General features: G+C 62.7%; 10 protein-coding genes. 3 read left to right on the top strand and 7 right to left on the bottom strand.

Translation table 11 applies throughout. From position 1 onward, the window contains the following. Positions 1-23: 23 nt before the first annotated feature. On the top strand, positions 24-470 hold the full coding sequence (locus PUT80_RS09795; RefSeq protein WP_275291690.1) for an ester cyclase: 447 nt from the start codon (positions 24-26) through the stop codon (positions 468-470). Between the two features lies 1 nt (position 471). Here PUT80_RS09795 and PUT80_RS09790 read toward each other — a convergent pair whose 3' ends face one another. The 3 genes from PUT80_RS09790 to PUT80_RS09780 form a co-directional block, all read right to left on the bottom strand. Further along, positions 472-1,161 (bottom strand): maleylpyruvate isomerase family mycothiol-dependent enzyme, encoded by a 690-nt coding sequence (locus tag PUT80_RS09790; protein ID WP_275291689.1) that lies wholly within the window; start codon positions 1,159-1,161, stop codon positions 472-474. A 14-nt stretch (positions 1,162-1,175) separates the two neighbouring features. Then, positions 1,176-2,882, bottom strand: a complete 1,707-nt coding sequence (locus PUT80_RS09785; RefSeq protein ID WP_275291687.1) for a GMC family oxidoreductase — start codon at positions 2,880-2,882, stop codon at positions 1,176-1,178. Positions 2,883-2,972: 90 nt separating this feature from the next. Beyond that, positions 2,973-5,129 (bottom strand): UvrD-helicase domain-containing protein, encoded by a 2,157-nt coding sequence (locus PUT80_RS09780; protein ID WP_275291685.1) that lies wholly within the window; start codon positions 5,127-5,129, stop codon positions 2,973-2,975. Positions 5,130-5,257: 128 nt separating this feature from the next. Here PUT80_RS09780 and PUT80_RS09775 point away from each other — a divergent pair, with 128 nt between their 5' ends. Together PUT80_RS09775 and PUT80_RS09770 are read left to right on the top strand one after the other, a co-directional pair. Then, positions 5,258-7,777 carry an AAA family ATPase gene (locus tag PUT80_RS09775; protein WP_275291683.1) on the top strand — a complete coding sequence of 840 codons (2,520 nt, stop codon included), beginning with the start codon at positions 5,258-5,260 and terminating at the stop codon, positions 7,775-7,777. Between the two features lie 89 nt (positions 7,778-7,866). Further along, complete coding sequence (locus PUT80_RS09770; protein WP_275291681.1) at positions 7,867-8,160, top strand: hypothetical protein; 294 nt, start codon at positions 7,867-7,869, stop codon at positions 8,158-8,160. 23 nt (positions 8,161-8,183) lie between these two features. Here PUT80_RS09770 and PUT80_RS09765 read toward each other — a convergent pair whose 3' ends face one another. From PUT80_RS09765 to PUT80_RS09750, 4 genes are read right to left on the bottom strand one after another with little or no spacing between them, the layout of a single operon-like run. Continuing rightward, positions 8,184-10,052, bottom strand: a complete 1,869-nt coding sequence (locus PUT80_RS09765) for a DUF1998 domain-containing protein (protein ID WP_275291679.1) — start codon at positions 10,050-10,052, stop codon at positions 8,184-8,186. A gap of 2 nt (positions 10,053-10,054) precedes the next feature. Continuing rightward, entirely contained in the window at positions 10,055-13,219 is a 3,165-nt protein-coding gene (locus tag PUT80_RS09760; RefSeq protein ID WP_275291677.1) for a helicase-related protein, read from the bottom strand. Next, complete coding sequence (locus PUT80_RS09755; protein WP_275291675.1) at positions 13,219-15,060, bottom strand: UvrD-helicase domain-containing protein; 1,842 nt, start codon at positions 15,058-15,060, stop codon at positions 13,219-13,221. The genes PUT80_RS09760 and PUT80_RS09755 overlap by 1 nt, the downstream gene beginning before the upstream one ends. Beyond that, positions 15,057-19,721 carry a DEAD/DEAH box helicase gene (locus tag PUT80_RS09750; RefSeq protein WP_275291673.1) on the bottom strand — a complete coding sequence of 1,555 codons (4,665 nt, stop codon included), beginning with the start codon at positions 19,719-19,721 and terminating at the stop codon, positions 15,057-15,059. Before PUT80_RS09750 ends, PUT80_RS09755 begins: the two co-directional genes overlap by 4 nt. Positions 19,722-19,792 lie beyond the last annotated feature (71 nt).

The raw sequence follows: 19,792 nt of genomic DNA, 5'->3' as shown, positions 1-19,792 counted from the left end.
TACAGCGTAAGAATCGAGGAGCCATGACCGACCCCAAGACCGTCCTGCGCCGTTTTCTCGCCATCGTCAACAGCCACGACCTCGCCGAACTGGACACCGTCGTGGCCGAGGACGTCATCGAATCCGGTCCGGTCGTGGTCGACGCGCCGACCGGCGGGCTCGCCGCCTTCCGCACCGGCTGGACGCAAATGCTGACCGCGTTCCCGGACCTGCGCGTCGACGTCGATTCACTGCTCGCCGAAGACGACCGGGTCGCGGCCACGGTGACGCTCACCGCGACCAACACCGGCTACTACCGCAGAGGCTTCGCGACCGGCAAAAACGGAACGTGGCGCGGTTTCGTCCTGGCGCGGGTGACCGACGGGCGGATCGCCGAACTCGACATCCAGACCGACCGGCTCGCCATCCTGCAGCAACTGGGCATCGTCGGCGACGACGACGAACTCGCCGCCGCCCGCCAGCCGAGCTGAGTCAGATCAGCGGGGCCATCTCCGGCACCGGCCCGGAAAGCGCGGAACGGTCGCCGCGACCGGTCAGCCAAGCCAGCACCGCGCCCGGCGTTCCGGTGACGAGGTCGCCGCCTTCGCCGAGGGTCCAGGTGCGGACGCCGTCGGTGATCCGGAACGAGGGCAGCGGACGCGGGCACATCCGGATCAGCGTCCCGATCACCGCTTCGAGATGCTCGCCGAGCAACGCGGTGGCGCTGTCGAAATCGTGGCCGGCGTCGAGGTCCGCGAGGTGGATCGTGGTCTCGGAAAGCCGCAGCGTGAGCACGTCCGCGCCGGTCAGCTCGCCGCCGTGCCGGTGCCGGACCGGCGCTGCCCACACCTCGTCCGACAGCCGCGCGGCGTGGTCGGTCAGGCGCTTCCCAGCCGCCACCAGGTCGGCCACGATTTCCGCCGGAGCACGGCCAGCGCCAGCCTCGATGTCGTCGTCCCGCGCGTTGCCCGGTCCGTACATCGACCGCTCGACCCCGGTTTCCGCCCAGGTCAGCAGGTTGCCGAGGGCATCAGCGTTACGCGCGAGGTGGGTGAGCAGATGCGCGCGCGTCCAACCCGGCAGCGCGCTCGGCTCGCCGAACGCCGAGGCACGCATCGCCTCGGCGACTCGTGCCCATTCGTCGTGCAGTTCCCGGATCCGGTCCAGCGCCGCAGTGGTCACCGGACGATCTTAGGTCAGCGGCGCAGTGCCGCGGGCGCGTTCGCCGGAACCGCCGGGTTCTTCGGCGCGACCGGCTCCACCCGGGCGTACCCGCTGCTCTGCTCCGGCCGCTCGTCGGCCTCGCCCTTGTTGGGCCAGAACGAGAACGCCCGCTCGGCCTGCGCGGCGATGGTGAGCGACGGGTTCACCCCGAGGTTCGCGGTGATCGCCGAACCGTCCACAACGGACAGTCCGGGATAGCCGTAAACCCGGTGGTACGGGTCGATGACGCCGGTGTCGGCGCTGTCGCCGATCGGCACGCCGCCGATGAAGTGCGCGGTGAGCGGGATGTCGAAAACCTCGCCCCAGGTGCCGCCCGGCATGCCGCCGATCCGTTCCGCGGTAAGGACGTTCGCTTCGTGCCCGGCTGGGATGAAGCTCGGGTTCGGCTCGCCGTGGCCCTGTTTCGACGTGTACTTCCGCCGTCCGAACAGACCGCGCCGGGTGTAGGTGGTGATGGAATTGTCGAGACTCTGCATCACCAGCAGGATCACCGTGCGCTCGCTCCACCGGTACGCGTTCAGCAGTTTCGCCGACTGCACCGGGTGCTTGACGAGGAACGTGACCGCCTGCCGCCAGCGCGGAACGCGCGAAGACCCGTCGGTGGCAACGGTTTGCAGCAGGCTCATCGCGTTGCTGCCCTTGCCGTACCGCACCGGCTCGATGTGCGTGTTCTCGTCCGGATGGATCGACGACGTGATCGCGACGCCGCGGCTGAAGTCCCGTTCGGGGTCCACAGTGGTCCGCGCCGCGCCGATGATCGCCTCGGAGTTCGTCCGGGTCAGCTCGCCGAGCTTGGCGGACAGTTTCGGCAGCGCGGCTGTGTCCTTCATGCGGTGCAACAGGTTCTGCGTTCCCCAGGTGCCCGCGGCGAACACCACCTGCGCCGCGGTGACAGTGGTCCGGAACCGCCGCGAACGCGTGCCGGTCTTCTGCAGCGTGATCTCGTAACCGTCGCCGCGCGGGCGCACCGACGTCACCGTGGTCAGCGGAATGACCTGCGCGCCGTCCTTTTCCGCGAGGTACAGGTAGTTCTTCACCAGCGTGTTCTTCGCGCCGACGCGGCAGCCGGTCATGCACGAACCGCATTCGGTGCACCCGACCCGGTCCGGCCCGGCGCCGCCGAAGAACGGATCCTTCACCGTCTCGCCCGGCTTGCCGAAATACACCCCGACCGGCGTGGCGTGGAACGAATCCTCGACGCCCATCTCCTTCGCGACGTCCCGCATCACCACGTCGGACGGCGTGATCGTCGGGTTCGTGACGACGCCGAGCATGCGGCTGGCCTGGTCGTAGTGCGGCGCGAGTTCGCTTTCCCAGTCGGTGATGTGCGCCCATTGCCGGTCTTGGTAGAACGGCTTGAGCGGGCGGTACAGCGTGTTCGCGTAGACCAGCGAACCGCCGCCGACGCCCGCGCCGGCCAGCACCATCACGTCGTTGAGCATGTGGATGCGCTGGATCCCGTAACAGCCGAGCTGCGGGGCCCAGAGGTAGCGCTTGAGATCCCAGGACGTCTTGGCGAACTCGTCGTCGGCGAAGCGCCGTCCCGCCTCGACCACCGCGACGCGGTAGCCCTTCTCGGTCAGCCGCAACGCCGCGACGCTGCCGCCGAACCCGGAACCGACCACGAGGACGTCGTAGTCGGGTTCTTGCCGCGCGGTGGTGGTGTTACTGGCAGTCACAGGAAAGAGGGTAACCCCCAGAAGTCCAGCTGACCAGAGTTAAGTTACTGACGGGTTACTATCTCGCGGTTACAGATAGAAATGACTCGACTACTCTGGCGGCAACAAGGTCGAACGCCGTCCCGTCCAAGTGATGACAAGCTGGTCCCTCGGCCGGGTGCAGGCGACGTACAGAAGGTTGCGGTCGCGTGCACTGATTTCATCACGTTGCTCCTCGCCCGCTTCCTCCAAACGCCATCGTGGAGGCAACAGTTGCTCCGAGACCCCCGCGACGACGCAACGAGCGAACTCAGTTCCTTTGGCCCGGTGCATGGTCGCCACCTGGACGCCGGACGCCTCGACGGTTCCGTCCGGCTCCAAGATCGCGGCAGGGATCCCCGCCGACCGCAGTTCCCGAACCAGCTCGTCACGCAGGGCAACCTGGTGAACAAGGACACCGAACGCTCCGGGCGATTGGTTCTGGTGTTCGTCGAGCCAGCGGCGCACCGTCTCGACAATGAAGTCCTTCTCTTCCTGCCACGTCGGGGATGCGTGGGTGACCGGTTCCGGACCGATGAGCAGCGAACGGTAGAATTCCGTCGAATCGTCCTCGTCGGCCAGGTCAATGTAGTGGATGCCGGCGAGCAGGCGGGTCGCGTAACCGAGTACCTGCCGCGTAGTCCGGTAGTTCAAGGTGAGCCGTTGCGAACGCCCGCGGGTCTCGATGCCGTACCGACTGATGACCAGACGGTCACCATAGAGACGCTGGTGTGCGTCTTCGCAGATGAAGAGGTCGTCCGGACCTGCTGGCACAACCGCGCGGAGAAGTCGCCAGTGAGCAGCCGCCAAGTCCTGCCCCTCATCGACTACCACGTGGTCATACCGGTTGCGCACCGGCAGGCCGGAGCCGCGAGCAATGCCCACCGCTTGGACGGCGATATCGAGGTAGGTCGTCTTCTCGTGCTCGGCAAGCAACTCTCGGAACTTCTCGACTACTCGCCACAGGCGGGTCTTCTGAATTCGAGTCAGCCTAGGACGCCCGCGGCGCTTTTCGTCCAAGTATGCGTTGGCCGACTGTGTTTCCATGCCGAGTATCACTTGCTCGTACTCGGCCTTCAAGAAGTGCGACGTGGACCATGCATCGTCACCTGCAGCGAGATCAGGCGTGCCCTCCACAGCTCGGCCCCAAAGCCGAAGCTGATCCTGGTCCTGCATGATCCGCGCGCGTGCGCCGCCGGCCCTGGCAACAATGGTGCGCGCAAGTTGGTCGACCCCGGACACGTCGATCCGCTCAAGCACTGACGGCGCAGCAAGCCCGCGCAGGTCTGATTTCAACTGATTCGCAAGGTTCTTCGTATAGGTGGTCAACAGGATCCGAGCCTCGGGATTACGGGCCGCCAGCGCGACCGCCCGATGCATTGCCACGACTGTCTTGCCAGTGCCGGCGCCTCCCGTGACACGGAACGACCCCTTCCGCCCGCTCTCAACCAATTGCCGCTGATCTGGGTGCAAGAACGTCCGCCATGCCATGAAGTCCCCGTCGAGCATTCGGCGCAAATGTTCATCGCCTTCTACTACAACGAATTCCATCCGGGAAGCCGAGCGCGACAGAGATTCCCGCAACTGCGTCGGATCGTTGAAATCGGCTGGCATCGACGAGGTTCCCGGCTCCGAACGGTCCCGCCCATACCGTTCTGTGACCAGGTCGAGAGGAACGTCGCAAGCCAAGTCCAACAGCGCAGTCGCCTGCCATTCCGGTGCGGCGATGCAAAGATCCGTCAGCTCCCTGTCGTCGGTGAGCACCACTGCCCGCCGGGCAAGCTCCGGCAAAATGCCGATCGCCTCAAGCTCTTCGGCGCGGTACGGCACGAGCGGGGGACGGCCGGAGGCACTTTCCCGATGTTCTTCGGACATCGGAAGCTTGGGCAGCTCCTGGTCGTGCAGAACCTCGAATACCCCGTTTGCAGGGTTGGCCCGCATAGTTGCCTTGGCCGCGAATTCATACGCATCATCGTGCGGCCGGATCGCCACCAGTACGTAGTACTTGTCGTCAGCCGTTCCCGCTGCAAACAGAACGGCTCGGTGGTTGTCAGTGACACGCGCGGTGCGGACCCGAGAATCCCTTGCGCCTTTCGGCATCTTCAGGTCCAACCCGGTCAGGTCCTGATCCGCGCTCAGCTTGGCCAGCAAGTCCCAGGCACGCGGCTTCAACGAACCGTCAACCTTCAAGTTCTTCTGGAACTCCTTGGCGAACACCACAGTCGCCATCAACGACCCCCTCCGACTCTGTCCCGCCAGCGCATCGACCATACCGCGCCACTCGACCACCACCTGTGCAGGAGCTAGCGCGTTTTCCGGTAAAGTCTCGTCGGCTGGTGACGACCGGGAGACTGAACTTGCGGAAAAAGACGATCGACCACCAAAAAGCTCTCGGCCGCATGATGTCGGTCGCTGATCTTGAAAAGGTCTTGCTGCCCCGAGCTCCGCGGGACACAGGTGATCGGGTTCTCGCGGATGCGCTGGCAGAGTGTCGTTCCCGAATCGACACTGCCGAAGACGAGCTGGAAGACGTACTCGCAACAGGCCCGTGGGAGCTGCGGTCCATAGAGTTGAGCGGGTTTCGCGGCGTCGCGAATGGCACTGGGAAGCCGGGAGCCCACAATGACCCGTTCGTGCAAGAGTTTCCGCGATCGGCACGAGTCTTCGTGCTCCAAGGAGCGAACGGCACCGGGAAGTCGACCATCACCGACGCCCTCGAGGTCGCACTCGTCGGCGGCACCGGGCCTGCCACAGCGTTCACTCCGTCCGCCCTCCAACAACCTGTTACCCGACACGCGGGGGCCCAACGATCTGACATCGTGGTCACCCTCGAAAACGACCATGGCGACTGGCTCCGGTTGTCGTGGAGCGACGGAGTTTCCGAGAGAGCCGAAGTCGCCTGGTTGCCCGCGGACTCTTCCGACCCGATGACGGCCCGACCTGGACCAACCTGGGCGCAAGCGATTGCGTCCTGTCATTCAATCGTCGGCTACGACCACTGGACCCATCGTCTCAGGGTCGGCCATCTGACTACCTTCGTGCACGACCGCCTGCGGCTCGGACCAGTTTGGTGGGACCTCTGGCATGTACTGCAACGAGAACACTCGCAATCCGCCGACGCTCTGGCGGTGTGGAACCAAGCACGGGAGGAGGCAGCGGCAGCGCTCGATCAGGTCGACGAGCGACTTGCCCTCCGCCACCCGTACACCTCGATGCCCCCTAAGGTCCACCTGCCCGAGAGCCCGGGAATCGATGCAGAGGCCTGGTTCAGCCGTACTTTTTCTGCTACGACAACAACTACACAGGTGCCCGGTGACATCGACCCCCATATGACGAACGCCATTCTCGATGCCCGGGACGAGGCCCGCACCGCTCTCGAGAGTTACCGGAGGGCCAAGGAAAAGCAGGGCAGTTCGCTGGAAGGGGATGAGCTTCAAGTTCTGCAGGACCTCTTCGAACATCTGACCTCGAACTGCCCTGGCAGTGACCCGACCCTCGCGGGGGGACAGCCGGGCTGGATCGACCATGCTCGTCGAGTGCTGCAGAACTCGCAAGAAGTTCGCGAAGAGTTCAATCTTGCGCAGGCACGCTACTCCGAACTGCGAGACTTGCTTCTCGAGCAGCTTCTCCCGTTGTTGAAGATCGCAAAGGGCTCGCCGAACGCGTCAGCCGCCGCCCAACGACTCCGCTCCGCAATCGATCCGCTCGTCGAAACGACCCCTCGCTCGGAGCGGGAAGACGGGTGGCGAGCCGCAACGAAGATCGTGGAGTCCGATATGTTCGCCGCCGATGTGGCGACAGTGGTGGACACTTTGTGGACGACCGTGGACATACCCGACGTCTGGCAGTCCGCTCGACGGGACTGCTGCAGTCAGTTCATGGCTGTTCATCGGTCCTTCGGCAAGGCTGCGGCCAAAGCTCCAGAAACTGCCGCTGCGCTGAAGCGCCTCGGCGAGGCCTTCGACCACGCACATCAAGCACGCCGAACTATCATCGCAGAACTGGCTGCGGGCCCCCTTCGCAGACTGCTAGGCGATGCCGGTATCGACGAACTGGTTCTTGACGTACCTCGCTCGAATCAACAGGGGCTGAACGAAACAACCACTCTCCGGCTTTTCGCCCAAGGAGTGGAAACCTCACCAGGAAGTCTTTCCGCCGGTCAGTACAATGCATTGGTTTTAGCACTATTGCTTAGCTCTGTCGGGCAAGGACCGCTACGGTTCGTGGTACTCGACGATCCGGTGCACGCGATGGACGACTTCCGCACAGACAAGTTCGCAGAACTCATCGCAGCCCGCGCAGTGGACGGCGAGCAAGTGGTGCTGCTCACTCATGATCAACACCTGGTCGACGTGCTGCGTCAGCACGTCACAGATTTGAACGTCGTGAAGCTGAGCCGCGACGAGCACGGAAACGTGCTTAGCCTCGATGCTACGCACCCTTGGCAACCACTGATCGAGGACGCCACCCGGATCTTGCATTCGAACACGGACAAGGACGGCCAGGCGAAGGAACTATCCGCTGCTACGACAGGTGTGCTTGTGCTCTCGTTCTGCCGTCAAGCGATCGATGCAGTCCTTCGCGAGTTCGTCGTAGAGGTGGCGTTAACGCCCGAAGCGGGCAAAAAATCCATCGCGAGGTTGGACCAAGCATTCACAACCAGGCGAGCGCTGGAGACCACGCAGAAAACGGTGGCTCGCGAGCACGCAGCTCATGCCGTGATCGACGCGCTCCTGTCTCATCAAGCATTCTTGAAAGATCTCAATGCCGGATCCCACGGGGATCCGGACTCCTGCATAACGACACCTGAGCATTTGCGACTTCGGGTGCGGGAAACCGCACGGTTCTGCGCAGACCTTCTGCGGACAACCGCATGAGGTGGGATCCGACTGCCGGAGAGGAAGAACTCGCTGACTCGGCACTGCACCTGGTCCTCCGCGGCCGGTGCGAAGTCCTGATCCTTCGCATGCGCATCGAGCAGTTAGTTCGCCAATTGCCAGACCAAGTGTTCGGCACTTCGTCCCGCCAAGGAAAGATCGCGCTTCGACTATGGGGCATAGTCGCCTTGGCAGAAACCGACGAGATGCCAATCTTGCGCAAACATGTCCTGCGGGCACAACGCGTCTACAGCCTCACGAGCGAATACCTCCACAGTCGGCGCGCCGGCCTGGTTCCGCCGCCGACCGAGCTCATGATCTGGCAGGAAGACATAGCTTCCCTAGAAACAGCGGTGCAACACCTGATGGCACCGCCAAACTGAACTTTCTCCGATTCTCGTGGAATCTAGGCACCGTCGCTGAGAAGGCGGTGAAAGAAGCCCGTCTGACCGTCGTCCGGTGTACCGATGAGAAGAGCCCGGTCCAAAAATGTATTGTTCGTTTCACAGCTGCTCTCCGGAAGCATTACACAGGCATAGCAAGCTGCTAGATTTAGACTGTCGACGCCACTTGCTTCAGTCTCCATGCACGGCGGATCCTGTGAGCACCACGCCACCCGGTTGATCGCTGAATAGAGCGTCTCTTGGAGGCGAGCGTGATTCCCCTGCGCAACTACGCCGCCCAAGCTTCCCGCCGAGTCGCTGGTTGCAGTGTAGATCAGCAGACCTGCGCACCAATCCGAAACGTACAGGCGCTCCCGCAGAGAGGCCGCCGGATAGCCAGCGTCCAGACTCCACTCATTAATCAATGCGTGCGCAAGTGTGTGCAGCAGTACGTACCGAGGGGAGATAACCGACTTGAACGCACCAGCCGTGGTAGCTCCACCTCGGCGTTTCACCCGCTCTGCCAGCACCCCAGCGTGACTCGCCCGAATCGAAGCACCTCGGGCAGCAGGTCCAGCCGATGCCTCCCACGCGCTCAGTGCATCCGGGTCAAGGGTGAGGAAGACCCCCTCACCGCTGACCTCGATCGCAGGGAGCCAGTCGACGCGTCCGCGTGACAGCGCGGCGTATCGTTTGCGATCGCTGAGTTGATCGGGTGCCTCGACCCTGGTGAACGACTCTAGCGCGCGGACCTCCCTGAGTCGCTTGACGAGCATGCTTCGACCGATGCGGTACGGCAGCGCGACATCCTCGTGATCGTCCGGACGCACGCATTCAAAGTCGTCGCCCTGGCGGATCGGCTTTTGCCCGTAGTAGAGCGGGTCGTACTCCTGCAACCGAAAGGACTCGGTCGCCTCAAGTCCCCTGGTCGGCTCGTCCTCGACTTCTTCTGCCAAGAGCCGTTGATGCTGTCGCACTGCCTTGACAACATCGTCGACGGTGAACTGGTTCGCTCGAACCCAGTCGAGCGACTCGATGACGGCCGACTCATTCGGCTGGCCTGCCACTGCTGCCAACGTGGCGTAGTGCTTGTCGACCGCCTTCTGCAATACGTCCGACCACGGCGGGATCGACAACGAGGACCGGTTGACGGCAAACCAAGCTGCCGAAGCACCGCGCTGCAACGTCCGCGGCTGAGCATCGCAACCCGGTTCTTCCGAGCCCGCCCCGAGCCAAGGCCGCCGTCCGCGGCATTGCACCCCTAACAGCTCAAGTGCCCTGCGCCCGAACGCACCCTCCATCGACGACTCCAAACCGCACGAACAGGAGATCACAACCGAGCGCAGCGACGCGGTCCTCCCGTCGCTGTGCAGCTCAAGCTCGTGATTGCCTGCGTAGTCGTCGGCGGGACGATTCTTCTTGTGAACCCACGCCCAGTATGGGAAGTCGTCGAGATGCCCGTTCTCACAAGCCATCACAAAACGAGATGGAACAATCGAGATTTCGCACACAGCACACTTTGCGGCAGTCGCTGAAGAAGTACCGAAGCGCTTAAACGGCTTCAGCTCATGACATTTTGAGCAGGAGTACCATTCAGGGAATCGACGGACTCGAACGCCGTCGCCACTAGGCGGGTCGTTCGCCGGCGGGCCGTAGAATTTTCCTACGTGCAGCCATTTCTGCAAACGAGGTTCGTAGAGCGTGTCTTTTTCATTGGGACTCCAGGTATCCAAACCGCTGACCACATACGAGCTGTCTTCGACGGCAACCATCGCGCCTACGCCGTACGTCGTGATCATTTGAGCACTCCGGACGCCGCCGAGCGGCGTCTTCGAAACAGGTCCGCCCGGGACAGCCTTCCGCCCGCTTCGGCCGGGATTGCGCAGAGCCATGGTTACCGCTCCAAGTACAGGTGAGACTCCGAGTCGACATCTCGAAGGCTCCACAAAGTGTCGATCGCTTGGTCGAGATCTTTATCGGTGAACGTCCGAAGAAGGGCCGCGTCAGCGTCCCGGTCGGCACCTCGCCGCTTCGGTGCTTCGTACACGAGTTGGGAATTGGCCGCCGCAAGTTGCACCCAATGATCGATGATTTCCTCGAGGTCGGCCCTCGTGCCGTCCACTTCGTGCGGGGCAACCGAGTTCGCGCGCGCCAAGATAAGTGCCTTCAGCTCCTCAAGCCGAGGCAGGTGCCTGGACACCGCTGCTGCCGCGGTGTTGGGTCGCAACTGAGGAACCATCATACGGGCCAACCCGACGAAGACCGCATGGAGCGCACGGTCCCGGGCACGAGCGGAGTACGGAGTTACGCTGGTCGACTCAACTTGGCGGTACAGAGCTGAGTGGTACGACCGAAAATTCTCGTAGTGTGAACGGTCCCGAGACCGAGCGGCATTGAAAAGAGTGACCACCATGCCGGGCTTGCTCCGTCCGACCCGGCTGCTGGCCTGGATGTACTCCGCCGTGGTTTGCGGTTGGCCCATGATCGCCATGAGCCCTAGCCGGTCGATGTCGACGCCTACGGAGATCATGTTTGTCGCCAGCACGACATCCATCGCTTCGGCTTTCGGATGGGCGATCTCGAGGCCTTTCAACCTCGCTGGAATGTCGCTGGACACGATCCGGCTGGTCAGCTCGGACACGACGTCAACAGCCCGGCCCGCCATTTTCTCGTGATCATTCAGAAGCACGAGCCGGTCTCGGACATCGTCTCGGACTTGAAGCTCGGCAGCAGCGAGCAGCCGAAGGCTGTTGAAGTAGCCCACCAACGTCCAGTACGCGTCTCGTACCTCGGCGTCACCCTCGGTTTGCCCAGCACAGTGCAGCAACTCAGCATAGGCGCGAACCAGAAGGGTCGCTTGACTCGTGTTCGGCGTGATCAATCCGACATACAGACGACTTGCCTTGTCCTCCCGTGGCACCTCGACGGAAAACCAGGAATCGCGCGCGTCGAGTCCTGGCGGGGGAAACTGGCTTACCTCACGGTTGAACAGGTTCCTGGCTTGCATCTGGGCACGACGGATCGTCGCAGTGGAAGCGACGACTTTCGGCCGCTCTGCGGCCTCATCCACAACTGTCTCGTAGAGACCTGCAAGGCTTCCGAGCGGACCGGAGATGAGATGGAGCTCGTCCTGCACGATCAGCTCAGGGGGTGCCACACCCGCGCTTTCCGCGTCACCGTTGAAGAGCGCAACGACATCCTCGCGCCACGGCATGCGGGCGAACTTGTCGACCGTAGCAATCAGCAGGGTCGGGTGAGCCTTGTAGATCATGTCGTCGACCACGTAACAGGGGATCCCGTCCCGAAACCGGCAATCGACGTTGCCGCAGAGGATCTTCATGTCCTTCTCTTCGAGATCCACCTGGTAGTTATTGGCATCGAGCGCGTGCCCGCACCAGGGGCAGTTCCGAAGCTGGACAGGGTTTTTCGTCTGCAGCTGTTCCTGATTCCGCAGCCGCTTCAGCGATTCCTCGGCCTCCTCAAGTGTGTTCGGAGTGGCAGCGCGACCAACCCACATGCCAAGAGAGATCTCTGCTGTGCCAAGCTCGTGCGGTTTCGACTGCCGAAGGACATCCATGGCGCAGATGAGGGCAGCTGCCCGTTCAAACTGCTGCAACGTCAATAGCCGCAACGTGTACCGCATGATCGCGGTGACACCCCGCCCGGCTTCTCCCTTTCGTATCCTTCGGAGGAAGGTCGCGAATGCGATCAGCCCGAGGTACGCCTCGGTCTTGCCACCGCCAGTCGGGAACCAGAGCAGGTCGGCAACGTCCCGGTCGTCATGCTCCGGATCAGCCATTCCGTCCAAACACTGGAGAAGAAAGGCGATTTGGAAAGGACGCCATTCACCGTCCATTTTCACATCGCCTACACAGCCGCGCTTGATCCACGACGCTCGACCGCGTTGCAGGGCCATGGCCTCGTTCGCCAACCTGAACGCCCGGAGAACCTCGGTATTCCGCTCCAGCAGCCTGACCCCGCTCTCCATTCGCAACCGCGCGGCGGCGCAGTGTCCCAAGTGGCTTCTCGCCACTTCACGCAGGTCGTCAGCGCGAATGGTTTCAGCCTCAACCTCTCGCTCGGATATCCACCCGGCGTAGCCGTTCACGAGTTCACGCAAGCTGCGGAAAAGTGCTTCGTCATCCATCGTCGCGAGTTGCTGCATCCTTAACTTACCGATCGCATCGTTGGAATCGGTCAGCAGGACTTCGTGAGCCGGGACAAAGGTGGTGCGCAGCTTGTCGACAGTCGCCTGCTCATCCGAATTTTCCATCATGGCCCGAGGACCGGGCGGTTTCCACCACCAGTCGACCGAACATCCGTGGCCTGCGGCGAAAGTTGGAGCGAATCTGTACAAAAGACGATTCCCCCGCACCTCCTCCTCATCACCGCCGCCAGGCCCACGTCGTTCGACAAGAGTGCCGAACACTTCGATCTCCGGCTGGAAGAAGCAGTGAGTGTCCCGCAGCTCTCCCAATGGGATCCGGCTAATGTTGACCAGGGTTGCCGTAACCGATATCGCACCGCTCCGCGGTGGCCTGATCCTCACCCTCAACTGCAAATTGTCGGCAACCGACCACTCAAGTTGCCCGGCTTTTATTGCGTCGATCGAACAGGCGAACTCAGGAAGTGGCCTGCGCTTCCACCGGACGCCCTGGTCTTCAGTGCTGCGCCGTTCCGACCGCTTCGCTTCGGCCGGGCGACCGGCGAGGTCCACTGGGTCGTAGACCGCTGCGCGAACAACTATCCGAGCGGTCGCCGAGGACGTGTGATCGACCGCAAAGGTCAGCCCCATGGACGAAGGCGACTGGACGTTGGCCATCGCGACTCCGGTATCCGGCGGATCATCGTCGACCTTCCCCGCCGAAGTCAGATCAACATCCGCGACCTGGTTGACGCTCTCTTCCATGCGCGGAAACAGAATCCCCGCCACATAGGTCGTGATCGGCGGGTCAATAAGGATCTCGTGCTCAGTCCCGTCCTTGGGGCCAATCATGTCGCGACGCAGGCCGTCGAGCATCTCGTCGCGGAATCGGTAGTGCTCGTCGTATTCGGACATTACATTTCCTCAGGTCCGGTTGCTCCGCCGTACAGGAAAACCCCGAGCCCCGAAACGCGAGGGGCCAACCACACTCCATGCGACCCGAGACCTGCTCCCGCGGCTGCTGCAGCGCTGCCGACGACAGTCTCGACTGCGTCGATGCGAAGACGAATGATGCGCGAAGGCCAAGTCGCCCGGCCTCCCCAACCCAGGAACCGCATGAGGTCTGTGCGGAACCGCCGGGAAACGGTGCCGATCGGCCGCTCGTCATGAAGCACTACGTACTCCGGGCTCTCGTTCGGCCCGGAGCTAACATCGCCTGCCAGTTCGAGGACGACCTCGTCAGCAGGCCGAACCGCATCAGACAAATACTCCTGCAGCTCGACCGGATCGGCGATAAAGGCCCGCATACCGGCTGGCACATCAGGTAACACATCGCCGGCGGATACCTCCAACCCCAGCCGCTGATTCTTCCAGCCGTACCTTGCCCAGCGGTCGGACGACCTGTCCTTCCGGACTCCCGAGTTGAGGTGGCTGTCGATGCGCAGCACGTCGTCTCTAGCCCGGGTCATCGCGACATACAACATCCGTGCTTCTTCGCCGGAATCCTCGACAAGACTTCCTCTGGTGCCGGGATCCGAGATGATCACTCGATCGAACTCAAGGCCCTTCGCCCGATGGAAGGACGACACGGTGAGTGAACTGGCCAGCTGTTCGGAAAGCTCGTCAGGCAACCGTCCCGATGCGAGCGCCGCACGCAAATTCGCGAGATCGACGCTTCGGTCGATGGTCCCGCGCGACGATGCGCGCAGCGACGACGTCCACGCCCGATCTGGATCGTTGTTCGGTCCGAGAACGGAGACGGGTACCAAAGCGTCGAAGGTCGACCGTGTCAGCATCAGTCCTTCCGCACACGTGAAAAGCCGCCCGATCCACTTGGGCACCACCCGATCACGGGCAGACCGTTGGAGGCGATGCACCACACCCGCGCGGTGGAGCTCCTCAGATACAAGCATCGACTCGCCGTTCGTGCGACACAACACCGCAGTAGTGATGTCCGAACGCGACAAAGCTGTCCGGGCGAAATCATCGTAGAGATTACCGAAAGGCTCGACGTCCAACAGAGCACCGCGGACTTCCGCGCATACCTCGACTGGATCAGCAAGAGCGTTCTGGAGCACGCCACCAAAGCGCAAAGCGACTTCAGCGGAGCTGTCTCGGACTCGAAAGTTCTCGCTCAGGGACAGCTCGACCAGTTCTTCGGCGAACAACTCGCGCATCCGGGTGAAGAACCGGTTGGTCTCAAAATTTCGTTTCTCCGGATCGGTCACTTGGAAGCCATAAATCGCTTGGGCTGGATCCCCTACCACGGTAAAGCCGCACAGGAAACGCTCCAGGACAGACTCCACCAGGACGCGTCGATCGCTGACCAGATCTTGGATCTCGTCGATCACAACATGCGTGAGATCTTCGCAGAACGCGTCGACCAGTCCCTCTTGCACGGCTCTCGTCGCCGCGCGAACTCGCTCGTCGAACGATCTGGACCGCCATTCCCCGTCTGGATCCACTGCGGTCAGCAGTTCAAGCGCCCATGAGTCGAACGTCCGCGCCCGACAGTGCCGTGCTGCACCTGCCACCGCAGACAGTCGGACCTGCAATTCGCGGACTGCTGCCCTGGAAAACGTGAGCACCAAGACTTCGCCCGCAGCGACGTCGTTCTGTGCGAGCAGGTATTCGAGGCGACGTACGAGTGTGTGGGTCTTCCCGGTGCCTGGTCCAGCCGTGACGAGAACCAGGGCATCAGCTGGCTGCTCTACGACTGCTCGCTGCTCTTCAGTGAGCGCATCGACGATGGTCAATTCTTCTCCCAGAGGTGTTCGAGCCCCGTGAAGGCCAGTTCCTTCTGGTAGTTGGTAATGTTGTCGTTGACGTCGAGGATGAGGCAGGTCTCTTCCCCGCCATTCTTCGGGCCGCGAAGCCCTCGGCCGATCATCTGGGTGTACACGTTGGGGCTGTACGTGGGGCGCGCAACAACGACGACCCGAGTAGCGGGCGCGTCGAACCCCTGTGCAAGCACGCCGTAGTTAGTGATCACACGGATCCGCCGCTGCCGGTATTCCTCGACGATCCTTCGACGCTCTGCCATGGACATTGCCGAGTCGATGGCTCGTGCAGCAACTCCCTTGCCAGTCAGTCTCGCCGCCATCAGCTTGGCGTGCGCAACCGACGTCGCGAAGACCAGCACCGGCCAGTCCTTCGGCAAACTTTCGATCTCGGTGAGCAGCATGCGGTTGCGCTCGTCGTCCTGTCCGAGCCGCTTTTCGGCGGTAGAAGGCAGGTATCCCGAGAAGGGTGCCGCGTCTGCGAGTTCTTTGTCGGTCAGCGGCATCGTCGCCCCGGCCAACTCGCGGTGCTGCACCTTCGCCAGCACTCCGAGTTCTTGCAGCTCCGGGTATGGGTCCCCCTCGAAAACTCCCTGGTCAAGACGCTCTCCGCCGTAACGGTCGACCAGTCGCTTTGTCTCCGCGTCGTTAAACCCACGGAACGGGGTTGCAGTCAGCCCCACCAGCGGACGCTCCGTTTTGGCGTACGTGATCCCGAGTGCTTTGAACAGCTGGGTATAGCCGGGGGTGATAGAGGCGTGCGCCTCGTCCACTACCACCAATGCCGCGTCACGCAGCCATTCATATGCAGGTTTTTCGAGGCACTGCAGCAGTTTTGCATCCGTCGCAACCACGAGGTGCGCCGTTTCGCGCACTGCGGCAGCACTGTTTCCTGACCACAGCCGACTGATCGTGAGACGGTCGCCGGGACCGACTTTGGACCAGACAAAGCTCCAGCTCTGGACTGCCTGCTCGCACAGTTCGTCCGTCTGCGCGATCCACAGCACCGGCCGCCCCCTCAAGCCAGCCGCCTTGATCACCCGGATAACGGCCTCCGCGGCGATTCGCGTCTTGCCTGCGCCAGTGGGCAAGCACAGCATCCCGCGGCCGGCATCCCGCCTCATGAGAAGCTCGAACATCTTCTCCGCAAGCTTCTCCTGGTAATCGTGCAACCGCGGGTACTGGCTCGGCCCCTCAACAAACAGCACCGCTTCTCTCGTCTGCTGCGCCCTGATTCCGGCGAAGGATTCCGGCAACTGCAGATCGTTGACCAGCTGCCGGGACGAACTGTCGCCACGGAACGATCGCGCGGCTTCCGGGAGCCGCGCCTCGATGTCTCTCGCATGGTGGCGGAGCAGCCCCTCCCCGTGCGCGTCGAGGGCAAGCTGGGCGATCCGCATCTCGTCCGGAACACGCCCGGTATCGATCTTGTCGCTTTCCAGGAGCCCTTCGGGCAATTTGCGCTTGAGCGCCTCCGGACCGATCAACTGCAACGCTTTCTCCTGAAGCGTTGCGGCTGCCCGGATCTTTTTGAGCTGCTCACCCTCCTGCTGGCGGCGGCGACGTTCGAGGATCGATCCACAACCGTCGATGCCGAGACCCAGCTTCAACTTGTCATCTACCGCGCGAAGAGCCGAGAGATCATCGGCCGGGTTGAGGACCAGGACGTCCTTTTCGTTCAACATCACGCGAAGTTGCTCGCCCCGTTCTCCGTTCGGAGTGTGGGTGATCTGTTCGAGTTCGCTGCACCGGACGAGGCGACGACCCTCGATTTTATCCTTCGGCAGCTGCCGAAGGGGCGGAAACTCATCGACGAGCAGCATCGACTCGCCCTGCGCGACGTATCGGATCTCACGTTCGATCACCTCAGCCGCGTTCCGCATCCCCCACCCATCGATCAGAGCCTCAGCTGTGTCGTGGTCAGGGACGAGCAGCGCCGGAACAGACTCCGCAACGAGGATGTGGTAGTCCGCGCGCGATGCGGTCACGACGATCTGGTCATCAGGTAGGTCGCTGGTCCGCTTTTCTCCCACTCGGCACCGCGTCATCCATTCGCCGTCAGGGAACTCCGCGGCGGTCTCGAACATGAGGGCGTAGACCTTGCCGGGCAACTCGTCGTCGTCGCTCGTGTTGACTTCTTCGAGCAGTGTTTTCCACAACCGGGGCGGAAGGTTCCTGATATCGCTTGGCAGGCGGAGCACCTCTGCGAGGTCCTCCGATACGTCAGCCACGGCGAAGAGATCGCCGTGGTTCCGTAGCCGGGGCCCAACGCTGGCGGAGACCGTGCGAATCCCCTTCCCTGTCCAGACCCGTCCATACCTGCGCGCCATCCAGACGAACGGAGAGATCACATCGCGATTGACCGCCTGCGAGCCAGGGACACGCATGGCCCAGGTTGCCGGAGTTCCAGAACGCGGCGCTGCGCTAACGAAAGCGGCCCGCCCTTCGTCGGACATTTCCTCCAGCAGGTGTAAGGGGCCCGCCACTGCCGGGCCGTCGACGCGAAGACGCTTCTGCTGTGGACGGGGCGCATCGAGAGGGAGTTTCGCCACATACTGACGCCAGCAAAACTCTCGGTACTCGTCGAACCACGGCTCTGATCGGGGATTGACGTCGGCGCGCGGCACCTCGCGCATACCCAGGTCGCGAAGAACCTTCAAGTCCGGCGAGTGGAAGTCGACGTCGACTGCGATCCCGCCATCACGGCTGCCGTCTCCCGGCACCACCGGTCCGGGCAAGAGACAGTCAGCGACCGTTCGAAACGCACCCGACACCGTCCGCACGTGCACCACGTTCTCGACGTCACAGGCCGATTCCTTCAGTTGCGCGACTACCAGGCCCGCGCCTGCCAGCCTGGCCGATGCCCAGAACTCGCTCCACCGGACGTCGTCGTAGCCGTGGAATCCGGCTTCGACGATCGACACAAACCGGCCCGCCGCATCGGCTTCGTGAATCCCGAGCTCGTCGAGCGCACTCACCATCCCGAACTGCGCGACAACTCGCTCGTCGACGTAGGAGTTCGTGTCTACAAGCGAATCGGTCGACACCCTCCGAAAGATGTTCCCAAGAGAGGGGGCGACCATGCCGTGCGACTCGGTCAGGACGATCTTCGCCTTCAATGCTTGGTCAGCTAGGGCGTGCCCGGTGCGCAGCATCTCGGCGGCGATCCGGATAGCAGTGCCCGAAGCTTCCGGCGCCCCGTCCACGACGAGCGCCTCCAGCCACTCTCGCACGGACGCCGCGGGAATCTCCGCCGTCGAATAGATCAGTTCAGCGCTGGCCCTTCGACGAGGCCGCGCGTGCTCTATCGAGTGGTGAGCCCAATCGACAGGGCTGCCTCCATAGGTTCGCCAAGCCTCGAGCCATTCCGGGCGCAGCGCGTCGGGGTGCAGATGCACAGACGAGGGCTTGACCAGCTCGCCTTTCTGGTCGGGCACTGCCGGTTTTCGAGAGGCTCCCTGCCAGATTGCGCTGACCAGGGCATCTGACGCCCACTGAGGTTCTTCCCGGCCTCGAGCGGGCGCAGCATCGAGATATGCAGCCGGATCGTCGGGCCTCGCCAGGAGAGGAAACGAGTCGACGACGAGGTCGGCGACCGCTTCGATCAGCTCGGTGTTGAACGCATTGCCGCCGTAGAGGTTCTGTCGGTCCTCGCTCGTCTTCCACGGCGCGTTCACGATGCCGCGCAGAGTGGTTTTGTATTTCGTGGGAAAGTACGCCCAAAATTCGCCCAGCCGCGTATCGCGGCCCGGACGTGCCGGAACTGCCCAGGAGATGTCAAGCTCAGGACGATCGTGCAGCTCGCCTGCAGCCAGCAACGCCCTTTCACTAGGACGGTGCACTCGGGTGAAGACCCGCCAATCAACCGTCGAGCTGGAACCCGACGCTGACTCTTTCTGAATCGTCCGACGGTCACCATAGACGCGTTGAAAGATCTGGCGTTTTTCAGTCTTCGCCCGGATGCGGTTCTCCAACGTCACAGTGCCCACATGCGGCGAGAACAGTAGGAACTCAGCGGGAAACGAGTCCAGGTCACGGCCGAGACCCAGCACTGCGGAGGTGTGCAAGGGCAGCCTGACCACAGTCGTCGCCCAGGACAGAAGCTCGGCAAGGATCGGATCGGACGCCTCGGCACGCTCGCGATCGATCGGCTTTGCCATCCGCAGCACCGGGATGTCGACGACGTCCGGGTGAAGCGCATGGATCCGAGCGGCAGACCAGTCTTTGTCGAATCCGAAACAACCGGTCGAGCTGTAGAACTCCGGCGAGTCGGAGACACTGAGGACAGACTTCACTCCGACACCGAAACGACCGATCTGTCCTCCGCGTTTGTGCGAGGAGCTCATCCGCAGGATCGTGTCCGCGCCTTGCGGAGTGATCGGCGCGCCCTCGTTGGCGCAGTACAGATACATGCCGGTGAGAACTACGCTGATCTCGCCGCCTGGGTGCTCTCGCAGCTCATCGGCACCGTTTTGCACAAGCTCGTAGATCTGCCGGTCGCCGTACCCGCCTTGGGTGATGCGCAGTTCAGCATTTGCATGCTCGCGAATGAGGCCTCGGTCGATCGAGTATGTCTTGAGGACTCGCTCCGACTGCTCCGTCACCACGCGAAGGACTGACGAATCGGCGAAATTCACCGGTAGATCAACTCCAGAAGTCTTCGACCCGAGAAGAGCAGAACTATCTAGACTACGTCTGAGTCTAAGAA

The organism is Amycolatopsis sp. La24, assembly GCF_029087445.1.
GTDB classification, from domain to species: domain Bacteria; phylum Actinomycetota; class Actinomycetes; order Mycobacteriales; family Pseudonocardiaceae; genus Amycolatopsis; species Amycolatopsis nivea.
Note: the sequence above shows the minus strand (reverse complement) of the source record. Positions and strands in the feature narration are given on the sequence as shown.

Bases quoted from the DNA above. Each gene is read 5' to 3' on its own strand.
- PUT80_RS09760 (WP_275291677.1), bottom strand. From the start codon at position 13,219: ATGTCCGAATACGACGAGCACTACCGATTCCGCGACGAGATGCTCGAC.
- PUT80_RS09795 (WP_275291690.1), top strand. From the start codon at position 24: ATGACCGACCCCAAGACCGTCCTGCGCCGTTTTCTCGCCATCGTCAAC.
- PUT80_RS09765 (WP_275291679.1), bottom strand. From the start codon at position 10,052: ATGGCTCTGCGCAATCCCGGCCGAAGCGGGCGGAAGGCTGTCCCGGGC.
- PUT80_RS09780 (WP_275291685.1), bottom strand. From the start codon at position 5,129: ATGGCGACTGTGGTGTTCGCCAAGGAGTTCCAGAAGAACTTGAAGGTT.
- PUT80_RS09770 (WP_275291681.1), top strand. From the start codon at position 7,867: ATGCGCATCGAGCAGTTAGTTCGCCAATTGCCAGACCAAGTGTTCGGC.